The organism is Thermococcus sp. 4557 (genome assembly GCF_000221185.1).
In the GTDB taxonomy this organism is placed as follows: Archaea; Methanobacteriota_B; Thermococci; order Thermococcales; family Thermococcaceae; genus Thermococcus.
In genome coordinates, this window is the sequence record NC_015865.1 from 747,600 (window position 1) to 760,503 (window position 12,904).

The following is a 12,904-nucleotide window of genomic DNA, read 5'->3' on the forward strand; positions in this document are numbered from 1 at the left end:
AGGGTATGAAAACGAAAGTGGCCATAATAGGCGCGGGGATTAGTGGAGCCAGCATAGCGCGCGTCCTGAGCAGGTACGAGAACCTCGAGGTTCACCTGATAGAGAAGGCACCGGACGTTGGCTGGGGCGTCAGCAAGGCGAACACGGCTTTGATCCACGGCGGTTACGATGATGACCCGGAGAGGTACCCAATGAGGGCGAAGCTGTGCATAAGGGGAAACAGGCTCTGGCACCAGTGGGTCAAGGAGCTAGAGATTCCCCACATCTGGAACGGTGCTTTAATCGTCGCGACGAAGGATGATGACTTCGACGAGCTTGAGAAACTTTTAGAGCGCGGAAGGAAGAACGGCGTCCCCGAGATGAGGCTCGTTGATAGGGAAGAACTCTTCCACCTTGAGCCGAACCTGACCCCCGAAGCGATAGGCGCCCTGTGGGTTCCGATAGTGGGGCAGATTGGGCCGATTCCAGCCGTCATAGCGATAACCGAGAACGCAGTGGCGAACGGCGTAAAAACTCACCTCGAGACAGAGGTCACCGGCATAAAGGTCGAGAACGGCGAGGTTAAGGGAGTGGAGACCAACAACGGGTTCATAGAGGCTGACATCGTCATCAACGCCGCGGGCCTCTACGCCGACAGGATAGCGAGAATGGCTGGCATAGACTACTTCGAGATACACCCGAGGAAGGGAGAATACTGGCTCTTCGACGAGGGACTCCCCGGACCGAGGAGGGTTCTCTTCCCGACCCCGACCCCGATAAGCAAGGGAATCGTGGTAACAACCGAGGTATCCGGCCATCTGATGATAGGGCCGAACGCCCAGGATCTGCCGCCCGAGGAGAAAGAGGACCTTTCCACCACAAGGGAAGGGCTCGAGGAAGTCTGGGAAGGGGCAAAGAAGCTCTGGCCCCAGCTTCCGCCGAGGAGCAAGGTCATCAGAACCTTCGCCGGATTGAGGCCAGAACCGACGGGAGGGGACTTCATAATCAAAGCCGAGGAAGAGGTCGGGGGCTTCATCAACGTCGCCGGAATACGCTCTCCGGGACTCACAAGCGCCCCTGCCATAGCCCACGAGGTTGCCGGGATAATCGAACGCGACCTCGGGGTAAAGCTGGTCGAGAAAGAGAAGTGGAACCCCTACAGGAAGGAGATAAGCCACCTCTTCATGATGAGTCCCGAGGGGGTGAACGAGGCCGTAAAGAGGAACCCCTCTTACGGAAAGGTGGTCTGCAGGTGCAACAACGTGAGCGAGGGGGACGTGCTTGAAGCCATTGAGAGGATGAAGTTCATAGGCGTTAAAACGCCGAGCGTGGATTCCGTGAAGTTCAGGACGAAGGCAACCACCGGGACATGCCAGGGGAGCTTCTGCAGGCCGAAGATAGTCATGCTCCTCGCGAGGGAGTACGGAGTTGAGCCGTGGAAGGTTACCCTGAAAGGTAGGGGAAGCGAGATTGGAGTGGGCGACGTCAAGGCCCTTCTCAGGGGGGATGCCTGATGTTCCCGGGGATTCCGATGCTGAACTACGATGTTGTGGTCATCGGCGGCGGACCGGCAGGCATGGCGGCCGCGGCAAGGGCCAAGGAACTGGGGCTGAACGTTCTCCTCCTGGATGAGAACGACTACCTGGGAGGGATACTCCCCCAGTGCATACACCCCGGCTTCGGACTGCACTACTTCAGGGAGGAACTGACCGGCCCGGAGTTCGCGGCGAGGCTCGCGAAGAGGCTGGTCGAGCTCGGGGTGGAATACAGAACCGCCGCGAGGGTTATGGAAATCAGAAACTACTCCGACCTGGAGAAGGTCGTGATCTTCACATCCCCAAGCGGGGCTTACCAGGCGTGGGCCAAGGCAGTCATATACGCCGCCGGCGCTCGCGAGAGGCACGCCTTCGAGATAGGAATCGTCGGCGATAGGGTTGCCGGAGTCTACACCGCGGGGGAGGCCCAGACGCTCATGGACATCTACGGGGTTCTGCCCGGGAAGGAAATCGTCATCGTCGGCTCCGGGGACGTTGGCCTGATAATGGCGCGCCGCTTCGCCCTTGAAGGAGCGAAGGTGAAGGCCGTCATTGAGCTGATGCCCTACCCCGGTGGATTGGCCAGAAACGTTATGATTCTGAGGGACTTCGATATTCCACTCTACCTGAGCCACAAAGTCGTGGAGGTCCGCGGAAAGGGAAGGGTCGAGAGGGTGAAGGTAGTAAAAGTGGACGAGAACCTCAACGAAATCCCCGGAAGCGAGTTCTGGATCGAGGCGGATGCACTGATTATCTCCGCCGGGCTCGTGCCCAGCGTCAAGAAGCTGACGGCCATAGGGGTTGAGATTGACCCGTCCACCGGCGGGCCGGTTGTGAACGACAGGCTCGAGACGAGCGTTCCCGGGGTTTTTGCCGCTGGAAACGCGCTCCTCATCAACGACCTCGTCGATTACGTTGCGGAGCAGGGAGAGCTGGCGGCCGAGGGGGCGAAGGAGTTCATCGAGAACGGCGGAATAGAGAGCAGGAAGTGGATCCGGGTTGAGAAAGGAGAAAACGTCCGCCTCCTCGCCCCACACCGCCTCAGCGGGGAGCGCGACGTTTACCTCTACCTGCGCGTTGCCAGGCCAATGGAAGACGTCGAACTCAGGATTCCCGAGGTCGGGAAGCGCGTAAAGCTCTCCCTGGCAACGCCGGCAGAGATGCTCAGGGTGAAGCTGAAGGCGGAGGAGATCAGGGATGCAGAGAAGCTCACCGTCGAGGTGGTGAGGGAATGACGAAGACGTACCGCTTCACCTGCATCGTCTGCCCCCTCGGCTGTTCAATCGAGGTCGAGGTGGAACACGGAAAGGTGAAGGACGTCAAGGGATGCAAGTGTCCGCGCGGTAAGGAGTGGGCGAGTCAGGAGGCCACCAGCCCCAGGAGGGTCGTCATGAGCGTCGTTCATGTGGAAGGCGGCGCGCTGCCAACGGTGAGCGTTAAAACTGCGGAGCCGGTGCCGAAGGAGCTGATTCCAGAGCTGATGAAATTCCTGGCGGGGCTGAAGCTCAAGGCGCCAGTGGAGATAGGGGAAGTCGTTGCCGAGTGGAACGGAATAAAAATAGTGGCCACGAGGGGGGCTTAGCCCCCTCACCAGAATATTTCCTCAAAGTCTCCAGCGTTCTTTATACCCTCTGAGGCCTTTATCTCAACGGGCTCGTTGATGTTCGACAGGGCAACGGTTTCATGGAGGATCATGTGGATATCGGTCGTCTCCCCGCTGTAGTTCTTTATCGTCATTATGAGGTACATGTGGGTTTCGATGAAAGTTGGCATTCCGTCCTTCGTCAGGTGAACCTCCACCCAGCCGGAGTTCGTGGTGACGTTCACCCCCCTCTCGCCATCGACGCTCCAAAGCTCGTTGAGGTATCCGGTCTGGTTTGTGGCGTTCGCGAACTCCCAGAAGGTAACGTTCACCCTGAAGGCGTAGCCGTCGGCGAGTTTCTCTATGGTGACGTTCTTCTCGTTGAGGAGATTCCTTATGTAGTCCACGTTGAGGGAGCCCCTGGCCTGGGAGTAGAGGTCATCGTCGGGGGAGACGTTGTACCACTTCCCGTCGACCATGAAGTAGACGCTGGAGTTGTTGACGAAGTAGGGCCAGTCCATGTTAACGTCCATCCCCATCATGTGCATCGTTATGCTCATGTTTCCTTTCTCCAGCCCGGCCGTGTTGTTGAAGACGCCAACGGAGCGACCCGACATCGTGAAGTTTATCGTCTTATTGGTGTACGGGTCGGTAAAGTGCATGCTCATTGAAAAGTTCTGGTCGTAGCTGGCGGTTTCTATGCTCTGGAGGGCCTCGAGGACCTTCTCCTCGGTGAGGCCAGCTTGATCCCCCATGCAACCACTCGCCAGCACCACGAAGCCTATCAGGAAAAGCGCCATCAGCCGCTTCATTGTACTACCCCCAGTTGTGCTCAGGAGAATGTGGGAAAGTTGCTTTAAATACTTTTTCTATTCAGATTTTGCACACCATCGATAAAAGTTTGCAAAAAGTGGAAACAATCACCAGGGCTCCCGCTCCCAGGGCTTTGGGTAGGGTATCTCCCCGAGCTGGTCGCGTAGGTACCTCTTGAGGAGGGGCTTCAACCAGCCTATTAAAACCTGCCAGCAGTGGGTCTCTTCAATCTCGTAGGTTTCGTAGGTATCCACGTAATCCACCAGAACGCTGCTGTTCCTCGGGTCGTAGTTGAGGGAGTGGGTGGTGTTGAAGGAGACCCACCTTAGAGTGTCCCCCTCATAAACCGCCTTAAGCCGGAGGTGGGTATTCAACGGCCATCCTTTCGCGTCCTTGGAGAGCACCAAAATTGAGTACTCGTCTTTACTGACGAGCCGCCTCGACAGGGCCTTTTTCTCGAACTCGTCTATTAGTGCGTGGGGGTCGTTGAACCTCTTGGAATCGTTCTCCTCCGGGAAGTAGGAGCTAACGAACCTAACCCTCCATTCGTCGTCCACCTGGTAGTAGGCCCTGAAGACGCCCGGACACGCCACCCCATAGCCCATCTTCGAGAAGGACATGAAACCTCGGCTTTCAAGCTCGTAGCGGTAGGTGTAGCCCTCCAGGGACATCGGAACGAGGAGCAGAATTGAGAGCAGGAGAAGGACAACACCGAGCACCTTTCTCCGCCTCGACATGCAGACCACCCGGGTCAGTTGTTCCACGGGCCGAGCATCTCGAAGCTCCCTCGGATTTCTGCAACCTCTCTCCGGTTCCAGTCAATGTAGTTCCTCTCGCTTCTCCATGTGAAGCGTCCGCCCTTAAGCTCGCCCTCCCCGTTCACCCGGAGAAAGGCGATTATCTCGTACCTCTCCTCGACCCTGCTCCCATTCTCGATGGTCCCAACGGCGTAGCTCTCCCTCCCCCCGAGAACGACGCGGATTTCGTATTCATCCCGCCCGACCTTCTCGATTCCCTCAACCGTGCCCTCCTTTAAAACCCAGTTCGCGAAGTTGAGCGCGTTCCACTCCACTCCTTTGCTGTAGAGTGCAACGTCCCAGTTGAGGTCGTAGAACTCCTCGCCAGGAACTGCCCTTACAATCGAGGTTCCGTTCCCCGAAGTCACCCTCCAGAAGGCGCTTTGGTTTTCATAGCTAACGCAGGCAAAGATTTCCTTCTCGGTGAGATTGTCGGCAAGCTCCGCCCTCCAGCAGAAGGAGTTCTGGTCCCCAATGGCATCGAGAACGTCCTCCGCAGATGGCCCTTCCAGCGTCCCATTCACCACGGCCCAGACCGCCAGCACTACGAGAACAGCCACCGCGGCAGCAACCGCCGTTTTTCTCATCACGCCCACCGAAAAAAGTTTGAAAATGAAAGGCTATAAAGGTTACCATCAAGGGTGGAATCTCACAGCGCCTCAAACTTCTGCAGAAATATCCTGAGGTCCGTCCTGAAGGGTTCCTCGGCCCGCTCCATCTCCTCGTTCAGCAGCTGGAGGAAGTTCTCCCTGTCGGTGGCCTCCTCCCAGAGGCGCTTTACCAGATTCTCCAGCCGATCATAATACTCCACGTAAGGCCTGGCTTCAAATAAAGCCTCCTCTAGCTCGGTCACAGTCCGTCCCTCCTCTTGAACCAGTAATACCACAGCCTGCTCCTGTCCTCCGCCTGTCCAAGGAGGAGGAAGTAGCGGAGCAGGGCAAGGTTCAGGATTATGAAGAATACCAGCAGGATGTTGTACGCGGGGACGCCGGCACTCATGAACGCGTAGTAGTCCCAGATGAAGTGCAGAAACATCGCCAGCAGGAAGTACGAGGCCGTGGAAGTCATTTTGCCCTCCGCCTTCATGCCGTAGGCCACTCCTATCACGGCACTCCACGTGGCATGGGCGATTGGGGTGAGGAACGCGCGCATCACCGTCACTCCGAGACCCCAGCCGAGGCCGTAGAGGAAGTTCTCCGTCGCGGCGAAACCGAGGCCAGCAGCCACGCCGTAGACGAGGCCGTCCATTATCCCGTCCATCTGCCCCGCCTTGAACGGCCAGCGTATGGCCAGCGCCTTGGCGGGTTCTTCCACTATTCCGGCCACGAGGGCGACGTAGAATGCAGACGCGGGCAGGAGGGGCTGAATGGCTCCACCGAGGGTCAGAAAGCTCTCCAGGATGAACGCTATGCCAACCGAGAGCGTTCCTCCCAGGATGAACGTGCCCAGGACGTACCTCCTCGGCTCGGGCTCGTACCTGTCGGCGTGATAGAAGTACCAGAGTATCGCCAGTGCAGGTCCGTACGCAAAGAACACCAGACCGCTGAACGCATCCACCGCAGATCCACCAAAAGAAAATGGGGGAAGTGGGATTTAAAGGTTTAGCATCCACTCAGGAAGTCCGTCAGGTCGATACCCTGTGCCTTGAGGTACTCGACGAGCTCCTCGGGCGGCTCCACCACTGCGGCGTTGGGGTTCCTGACGTCTATTGTGATCACGTCTACCCACTTGGCGCCACCCTTCTCGTAATAGACGGTTTTCTTTATCCCCACAGGAACCAGGTTCTTGGTGAGCCTGACTTCGATCCGGGTCTTGTATGCGTTCGTCACGTTGGGCCCAATCGCGGTGCCGCCGGTCTCGTTGGCGTAGATAACGTAGTAATCCCCATCCTCGACGACCCTGACGCTATCGATGTTAAGGACCTCCCAGAGCCCGCTGAGGATCGTGGAGTTAAAATCCGGCCCTTCGCCCGGTCCGTAGCATGAGGCCTCCCAGGTCACGGTGCCGTTACGGTCGAAATAGCTTGCGTAGCCGCTGGATGTGGTGTAGTAGTAGCTCCTGTAGTACGAGCCGCCGCCCACGGAGCTGTTCGAGAAGGTGGAGACGGATTTGAGCTTCCTTTCAAAGTCGATCGCACCCTCGTTCGAGAGCTGGGCCACGAGTTTTGTTCCATTGTAACTGTCCACGTGCATGGTGTACTCGTAGCTCTTGAGGGATTTTATTGCGTTCTCCATATCATCGGAGGTAAAAGGAAGGTTCGCGGCGGTCGTCGTGGTCGTGGTTGGGGCAGGGGTCGTCCCGCCACCGGAGATGCAGCCCGCGGCAAAGACCACCAGAACAATGAACAGGCCAATGTAAAGCTTCCTCATTCCATCACCCGAGATAACTCCCCCACGGGGTATTAAAAGGTTAGCATCGCCTCCTGGGTGTTCCGGTGCCAGTGAGGTTTCTTCTTCACAGTCCAAATTTTGTTAGGAGAACCGAAAAGGTTTTAAATCCGTCCACCAATGGAACATCGGTGAGTAAAAATGCCCTACATTGGTTTCGCCAAGAGCCCCTACGGCCCCGGGAGAACCTACGAAACGGTGCTCGAAGAGCTGGGGAAGATGGGCTTCAGAATAGAGTTCGCAAAGCACCACTGGGCGGGAGACCTTCCCTTCGGCCTCATCGTCGCCGAGACCGCTCGGGGGCCCGTTGCCGTGAGATGGTCTCTCGGAAGGGAGTTCTTGCTCCGGCTGGAGGAAGTTGATAGGGAAAACTACGACGAGTTCGTGGAGGACACGATAGAGTACACCAACGCGGACTCAGGCTGATTAAATCATGCCCCTCTCCTGCTTTACCCGCTCAATGACGTCGAATATGCTCCACAGGTCCCTTATGACGTGGAGGTGAGGTATCAGGGCCAGCTTCTCGGGGTTCTTCTCCACGAACTTCGCTGTGAACGGGAAGTAGTACCAGACGTACTCGGTGTTCTCGTCGCCGTGGCCGATGAAGCGCCAGGGCTTGTCGTCCACCCAGATGAAGACGTCATCGCCGTACTTCTCACGAACAAGCCGGAACGCCTCATCTATGGTCATGTCGTGGCCAAAGACGATGACGTCGTCGAAGAGGTCGTAGATGCCCATCCGCTTCAGGCGCCGCACCTTCATGCCATCGATGAAATCCTCCGCCGAGAAGGAAAGGACCACGTGGCCGTCCTCCCTGAGCTTCCTCAGCAGTTCCGGCGAGTCGTCTATGGGCTTCGTCAGCTTCGCCCTCTCCTCGAACCATGCCTCAAAGAACTTTGTGCGGAGGAAGAACGGCGGCCTGCTTTTCTTCTTGTGCTTTCCAAAGGTGGGCCTCTCAAACTGGAGCTCGATTTTAGTCAGGAGCTTCGCCCAGACGGCCTTTCCGGGAAGCCATCGGTAGCGCCTCTCGAGCGCACGCTGAAACGCCTCCTCAATGCACGAGTACGTGTCCGCTAGCGTTCCGTCGAAGTCGAAAGCGATTATCATTGACGACCCCCTAACTGGGGAGGAAGATGGACATTTAAGCGTTGTCCCGGGTGACTTTTTCCATGTCGGATGATACGGCATGACCTAGAGGGCTCCAAAAGCCATAACCCCAGTAACTCGAAAAAGTTTTAACCCCGCGTCACCTCACAAGCCTCGCATACACTTGGGGTGATAAAATGAAGAGGGCTGGAGCCATAGTTCTCGTCCTTATAGTCCTCAGCGGGCTGGGCTTCGTGAGCGCCTGGCCGACCGACGGACCGACCCTCGACAACCCTATGAACGTCCACCAGAAGCTGACCTACAAGGCCATACAGGCGGTCTACAAGGACAACTCGCAGCTGGGTTCAATCCTCATGCAGTACCAGGACAAGCTCCTCTACGGAGCATACGATGAGGACTGGCGCGGTGGAAGCATCGAGTTCAAGGGTAAGACCTACACCCTCCAGAGCCAGTACCACTTCCTCGACCCGATGGACCACTCCGAGCTGATAACCGTCGATCTCTTCGGAGACCGCGACAGCTCCGGCGCCGACATGGCCCAGAAGCTCTACGAGCAGGCGGTTCAGCTCTGGAGGCAGGGCAAGAGGGAAGAGGCCATGTTATACCTCGGCAGGACGGTTCACATCCTCGAGGACATGAGCATGCTCGTCGCCCACACCACCCCAGCGCTCTTCGAGGACCTTGAGCAGTTCAGCTACATAGAGGACGCCCACGACTTCGTCGAGAACGATATCTCCCCCACCGTCGCCGACGACATACTCAACGACCGCGTTCCCCTCGACCTCACGCCGATAAAGTGGTGGCAGATTCCGCAGGAGAAGCAGAGGTTCATCTACGGCTACGACATCTACATAGCCGACAACGAGAACGGCCACATGAGCCTCGCCAACGGCGTCGCCTGGGCCTACGCCGACCTCATCGCCCACAACGCCTGGAGATACATGCTCTACTCGACCGGCAAGGACATCAACCTCTGGAGCGAGCGCGGCCACCTCGGAAGCTACTTCTGGACGAAGGAGCTCAAGAAGGGCGACTGGAGCGTCCTCAAGCTTGAGTTCAAGGGAGCCAGCTCGATAACCCTCGTCTTCAAGGACATAGACATGCAGAACGCCTACTTCAAGACCCTCGGCTACGTTGAGGTCTACGACAAAAACTGGAACCTCATCGCCCGCTACGCCCAGGACCCGAACCCACTTGAAGATACCAGCGTCACCGTTCCTGGAGATACCGTCTACATCTACACCTACGTCACCGGCGACGACTGGCTCGACGACGACGTGGACGGCTGGGCGGTAAGGAACATCGAGCTCCACGCCAACTTCGACGTGAACGCACCGAGCGGCTTCAAAACCCTCGACGGCAGGGAGTACAGCCTTGTCCAGTGGGCCGTCTACGAGACCATGCAGTACGATATAAGGGCCGTTGCTGGCCTGATGGAGAAGTTCTTCGAGGACGTCGGCGTTACCGGCTGATCTTTCTCCATTCTTTATTGTTTATGTATGCCCATCTCCCTTCTCCCCGTGCCCGGGCACAAAACATATATTCCCCACGCCCAACTTTCAACGAGCATCTTAAAGCTCAGAAGGTGATAGGCATGGGAAGGCACTACCTCCCGAACCTTGCGCACAGGGATGAAATGCTGAAAGAAATCGGGTTCACGTCGATCGAGGACCTCTTCTCCGACGTCCCGAAGGGCATGGTCCAGAAGTTCAACCTGCCCGAGGGAAAGAGCGAGTATGAGGTCTTCATGGAGCTTAACGAAGTCCTGGGTCAGAACAGGACCGCCCTTGAGATGCCCAGTTTCCTTGGAGCCGGGACGTACTTCCACTACGTTCCCGCGCACGTAAAGTACCTCATCGAAAGGAGCGAGTTCCTGACCGCTTACACACCATACCAGCCCGAGGTAAGCCAGGGGATGCTCCAGGCCCTCTTCGAGTATCAGAGCATGATAGCCGAGCTCGTGGGTCTCCCAATAGTCAATTCATCGATGTACGACTGGGGCACGGCGATGGCAGAGGCGGCGCTGATGAGCGCCCGCGTTACCAGAAGGAAGAAGTTCGTCGTCCCCAAGGCCCTGAGTCCCGAGAAGAAGGCCGTTCTCAGAACCTACACCGCGGGCCCGGGCATGGAGATAGTCGAGGTGCCCTGGGACGAGAGGGGACAGGTCGATATGGAGAAGCTCAAGGAAGCCGCCGATGGTGCGGCAGGTGTTTACGTTGAGGTGCCCAACTTCTTCGGGCTGATCGAGGAGAACCTAAGGGAAATCGGCGAAATCGCCCACGAGGCAGGGGCGCTCCTCGTAGTCGGCGCCGACCCAACGATCCTCGGCGTAGTAGAGGCGCCGGGAGAGCTCGGGGCCGATATCGTCGTCGGCGAGGCAGCCTACTTTGGAAACCCGATGAACTTCGGAGGTCCGAGGGCGGGAATCTTCGCGGTCAGGAACGACAAAAAGCTCATCCGCCAGATGCCCGGAAGGGTCATCGGAATGAGCAGAGACGCGGACGGAAAGAGGGCCTTCGTGATGACGCTCCAGACCAGGGAGCAGCACATAAGGCGCGCCAAGGCGACCTCAAACATATGCTCAAACGAGGCCCTGGTGGCGGTTGCCGCGGCAATACACCTCGCAACCCTCGGCCCCGGCGGCCTCAGAGAGCTTGGAGAGGTCATCTTCAAGAACACCGCCTACCTCAAGAAGAGGCTCTCGGAGGTGGCGGAGGTTCCGTTCGATGGCGTGAACTTCAAGGACGTACTCGTCCGCTTTGAGAGACCCTACAGCGAGGTACACGAGAAGCTCCTGGCAAGGAACATCCACGGCGGCTACTACATAGGGGAGCACTTCCCCGAGCTGGGTGAGGGGGCCCTCTTCGCCGCGACCGAGACGACGAGAAAGGAATGGGTCGATGCCCTCATAGAGGCCCTCAAGGAGGTGGCCTGAATGTTCCGTCAGGCTAAATGGAGCGAACCGCTCATCTTTGAGCTCTCAAGGCCGGGAAGGGCTGGCTACACGATGCCGGCCCCCATAGAGGACGTGGCGGTTGAAATTCCCGAGAAGATCAAGAGGAAGAGCCCATTGAACCTTCCGGAGCTGAGCGAGCCGGAGGTTGTGAAGCACTACACCCGCCTCAGCGAGATGAACTACGGCGTCGATTCCGGCATCTACCCGCTCGGCTCGTGCACCATGAAGTACAACCCCAAGATAAACGAGGAGATAGCTGGGCATCCGGGAGTAGCTTATATCCACCCCTACCAGGACGAGAGGACCGTTCAGGGAGCTCTAAGAGTCATGTGGGAGCTTGAGCAGTGGCTCAAGGAGATAACCGGCATGGACCGCTTCACCCTTCAGCCTGCTGCCGGAGCCAACGGTGAGTTCACGGGCGTTTCGATAATTCGCGCCTACCACCTCGACAACGGCGAACCGCAGAGGGACGAGATGCTGGTGGCCGATTCCGCCCACGGAACCAATCCTGCCTCCGCGGCGATGGCCGGCTTTAAGGTCATCGAAATCCCCTCGACCGAGGAGGGAACGATGGACCTGGAGGCCCTTGAGAACGCCGTCGGTGAAAGGACGGCAGGTTTAATGCTCACCAACCCCAACACCCTCGGCATCTTCGAGGACGAGATACTCGAGATAGCGAAGATAGTTCACAAGGCAGGTGGCCTGCTCTACTACGACGGCGCCAACCTCAACGCCGTTCTCGGAAAGATAAGGCCCGGCGATATGGGCTTCGACGTCGTCCACCTCAACCTCCACAAGACTTTCTCAACCCCGCACGGCGGCGGCGGTCCTGGCAGCGGGCCGGTCGGCGTTAAGGACTTCCTCAAGGACTACCTGCCGGTTCCGCTCGTGGGCTACGATGAGGAGAACGACCGCTACTACCTCGACTACAACGTGCCGAAGAGCATAGGCAAAGTCAAGGAGCTCTACGGCAACTTCGCGGTGATGGTTAGGGCCCTGACCTACCTCAAGATAATGGGCAGGGACGGCCTCAGGGAGGTCAGCGAGATAGCGGTTCTCAACGCCAACTACCTCACCCAGAAGCTGAAGGGAACGAGGGGCTACGAGCTGCCCCACAAGGAGCTCAGGAAGCACGAGGTTGTGTTCAGCGCCGAGCCCATGAAGAAGGAGACAGGGGTTAAGGCCCTGGACGTTGCCAAGAGGCTCCTCGACTTCGGAATGCACGCACCGACTATATACTTCCCGCTGATAGTCCACGAGGCGCTGATGATCGAACCCACCGAGACGGTCAGCAGGGAGGAGCTTGACGCCTACGTCGAGGCCCTCAAGAGGATAAGCGACGAAGCCTACAGCAACCCGGAAATCGTCAAGAGCGCGCCCCACAATGCCGCCGTTAAAAGGCTCGATGACGTACTTGCGGCCAAGAGGCCGATCATCACCTGGAGAATGTACAGGGAGCTGAAGGAGAAGGGAGAGGTTGACTACTGACTTCCCTTCCATTTTTCTTACTGCCTCTTTTGCACAGGCGAACAAACTTTTGAAAAAAGTTTGATCAAAAGATTGCCTTTCCTGCCAACGGGTAAAAAGTCAGTCATGCACTAATAGATTTGGCAATTCTTGAGTGAGTTTACTCCCCAAGCAAGCACCTTCAGGTAGTTTCAAACTTATTTTGGCGTCCAAAGGACGCCGTTGGGAGTGAAACCCTCTTCAAAGAGCAAATTACACAGAAACTCGCTTAAAAATTGGCA

14 protein-coding genes are annotated in these 12,904 nt (G+C 57.5%); 7 read left to right on the forward strand and 7 right to left on the reverse strand.

Annotated elements, in window-relative coordinates:
* Positions 1-5: 5 nt before the first annotated feature.
* Genes GQS_RS03850 through GQS_RS03860 form a run of 3 tightly spaced genes read left to right on the forward strand, consistent with a single transcriptional unit; the run spans position 6 to position 3,096 of the window.
* Entirely contained in the window at positions 6-1,493 is a 1,488-nt protein-coding gene (locus GQS_RS03850; RefSeq protein ID WP_014012360.1) for an NAD(P)/FAD-dependent oxidoreductase, read from the forward strand.
* On the forward strand, positions 1,493-2,749 hold the full coding sequence (locus GQS_RS03855) for an FAD-dependent oxidoreductase (protein ID WP_014012361.1): 1,257 nt from the start codon (positions 1,493-1,495) through the stop codon (positions 2,747-2,749). Before GQS_RS03850 ends, GQS_RS03855 begins: the two co-directional genes overlap by 1 nt.
* A complete protein-coding gene (locus tag GQS_RS03860; RefSeq protein ID WP_014012362.1) occupies positions 2,746-3,096 on the forward strand; it encodes a DUF1667 domain-containing protein in 351 nt (116 codons plus the stop codon). Before GQS_RS03855 ends, GQS_RS03860 begins: the two co-directional genes overlap by 4 nt.
* Positions 3,097-3,101: 5 nt before the next feature.
* On the opposite strand, the gene GQS_RS03865 is transcribed toward GQS_RS03860, so the two are convergent.
* From GQS_RS03865 to GQS_RS03890, 6 genes are all read right to left on the reverse strand, one after another.
* Positions 3,102-3,908, reverse strand: a complete 807-nt coding sequence (locus GQS_RS03865; protein WP_014012363.1) for a hypothetical protein — start codon at positions 3,906-3,908, stop codon at positions 3,102-3,104.
* Between the two features lie 108 nt (positions 3,909-4,016).
* Positions 4,017-4,646: a hypothetical protein gene (locus GQS_RS03870; protein ID WP_014012364.1), complete on the reverse strand. Its 630-nt coding sequence runs from the start codon at positions 4,644-4,646 to the stop codon at positions 4,017-4,019.
* A 14-nt stretch (positions 4,647-4,660) separates the two neighbouring features.
* Complete coding sequence (locus GQS_RS03875; RefSeq protein ID WP_148236361.1) at positions 4,661-5,302, reverse strand: hypothetical protein; 642 nt, start codon at positions 5,300-5,302, stop codon at positions 4,661-4,663.
* 53 nt (positions 5,303-5,355) lie between these two features.
* Complete coding sequence (locus GQS_RS03880; RefSeq protein WP_014012366.1) at positions 5,356-5,559, reverse strand: hypothetical protein; 204 nt, start codon at positions 5,557-5,559, stop codon at positions 5,356-5,358.
* The gene (locus GQS_RS03885) at positions 5,556-6,263 is read right to left on the reverse strand and encodes a PrsW family intramembrane metalloprotease (protein ID WP_014012367.1); all 708 of its coding nucleotides are present in this window, start codon (positions 6,261-6,263) and stop codon (positions 5,556-5,558) included. The genes GQS_RS03880 and GQS_RS03885 overlap by 4 nt, the downstream gene beginning before the upstream one ends.
* Positions 6,264-6,307: 44 nt before the next feature.
* Entirely contained in the window at positions 6,308-7,075 is a 768-nt protein-coding gene (locus GQS_RS03890) for a hypothetical protein (RefSeq protein WP_014012368.1), read from the reverse strand.
* 159 nt (positions 7,076-7,234) lie between these two features.
* On the opposite strand from GQS_RS03890, the gene GQS_RS03895 reads away from it, so the two are divergent.
* On the forward strand, positions 7,235-7,519 hold the full coding sequence (locus GQS_RS03895) for a hypothetical protein (protein WP_014012369.1): 285 nt from the start codon (positions 7,235-7,237) through the stop codon (positions 7,517-7,519).
* Here GQS_RS03895 and GQS_RS03900 read toward each other — a convergent pair whose 3' ends face one another.
* A complete protein-coding gene (locus tag GQS_RS03900; protein WP_014012370.1) occupies positions 7,520-8,200 on the reverse strand; it encodes an HAD family hydrolase in 681 nt (226 codons plus the stop codon). It lies immediately after the preceding gene.
* A 176-nt stretch (positions 8,201-8,376) separates the two neighbouring features.
* Between GQS_RS03900 and GQS_RS03905 the strand changes: the two genes are divergently transcribed.
* From GQS_RS03905 to gcvPB, 3 genes are all read left to right on the forward strand, one after another.
* Positions 8,377-9,672 carry a phospholipase C gene (locus GQS_RS03905; protein ID WP_014012371.1) on the forward strand — a complete coding sequence of 432 codons (1,296 nt, stop codon included), beginning with the start codon at positions 8,377-8,379 and terminating at the stop codon, positions 9,670-9,672.
* 122 nt (positions 9,673-9,794) lie between these two features.
* Positions 9,795-11,135, forward strand: coding sequence for an aminomethyl-transferring glycine dehydrogenase subunit GcvPA (gcvPA, locus tag GQS_RS03910; RefSeq protein WP_014012372.1), 1,341 nt, complete (start codon positions 9,795-9,797; stop codon positions 11,133-11,135).
* The gene (gene gcvPB / locus GQS_RS03915; protein WP_014012373.1) at positions 11,136-12,644 is read left to right on the forward strand and encodes an aminomethyl-transferring glycine dehydrogenase subunit GcvPB; all 1,509 of its coding nucleotides are present in this window, start codon (positions 11,136-11,138) and stop codon (positions 12,642-12,644) included.
* Positions 12,645-12,904: the final 260 nt, after the last annotated feature.

What these genes read in the sequence shown, in the direction of transcription:
- GQS_RS03850 (WP_014012360.1), top strand. Translation starts at nt 6, where the DNA reads ATGAAAACGAAAGTGGCCATAATAGGCGCGGGGATTAGTGGAGCCAGC.
- GQS_RS03855 (WP_014012361.1), top strand. Translation starts at nt 1,493, where the DNA reads ATGTTCCCGGGGATTCCGATGCTGAACTACGATGTTGTGGTCATCGGC.
- GQS_RS03860 (WP_014012362.1), top strand. Translation starts at nt 2,746, where the DNA reads ATGACGAAGACGTACCGCTTCACCTGCATCGTCTGCCCCCTCGGCTGT.
- GQS_RS03865 (WP_014012363.1), bottom strand. Translation starts at nt 3,908, where the DNA reads ATGAAGCGGCTGATGGCGCTTTTCCTGATAGGCTTCGTGGTGCTGGCG.
- GQS_RS03870 (WP_014012364.1), bottom strand. Translation starts at nt 4,646, where the DNA reads ATGTCGAGGCGGAGAAAGGTGCTCGGTGTTGTCCTTCTCCTGCTCTCA.
- GQS_RS03890 (WP_014012368.1), bottom strand. Translation starts at nt 7,075, where the DNA reads ATGAGGAAGCTTTACATTGGCCTGTTCATTGTTCTGGTGGTCTTTGCC.
- GQS_RS03895 (WP_014012369.1), top strand. Translation starts at nt 7,235, where the DNA reads ATGCCCTACATTGGTTTCGCCAAGAGCCCCTACGGCCCCGGGAGAACC.
- GQS_RS03900 (WP_014012370.1), bottom strand. Translation starts at nt 8,200, where the DNA reads ATGATAATCGCTTTCGACTTCGACGGAACGCTAGCGGACACGTACTCG.
- GQS_RS03905 (WP_014012371.1), top strand. Translation starts at nt 8,377, where the DNA reads ATGAAGAGGGCTGGAGCCATAGTTCTCGTCCTTATAGTCCTCAGCGGG.
- gcvPA (WP_014012372.1), top strand. Translation starts at nt 9,795, where the DNA reads ATGGGAAGGCACTACCTCCCGAACCTTGCGCACAGGGATGAAATGCTG.
- gcvPB (WP_014012373.1), top strand. Translation starts at nt 11,136, where the DNA reads ATGTTCCGTCAGGCTAAATGGAGCGAACCGCTCATCTTTGAGCTCTCA.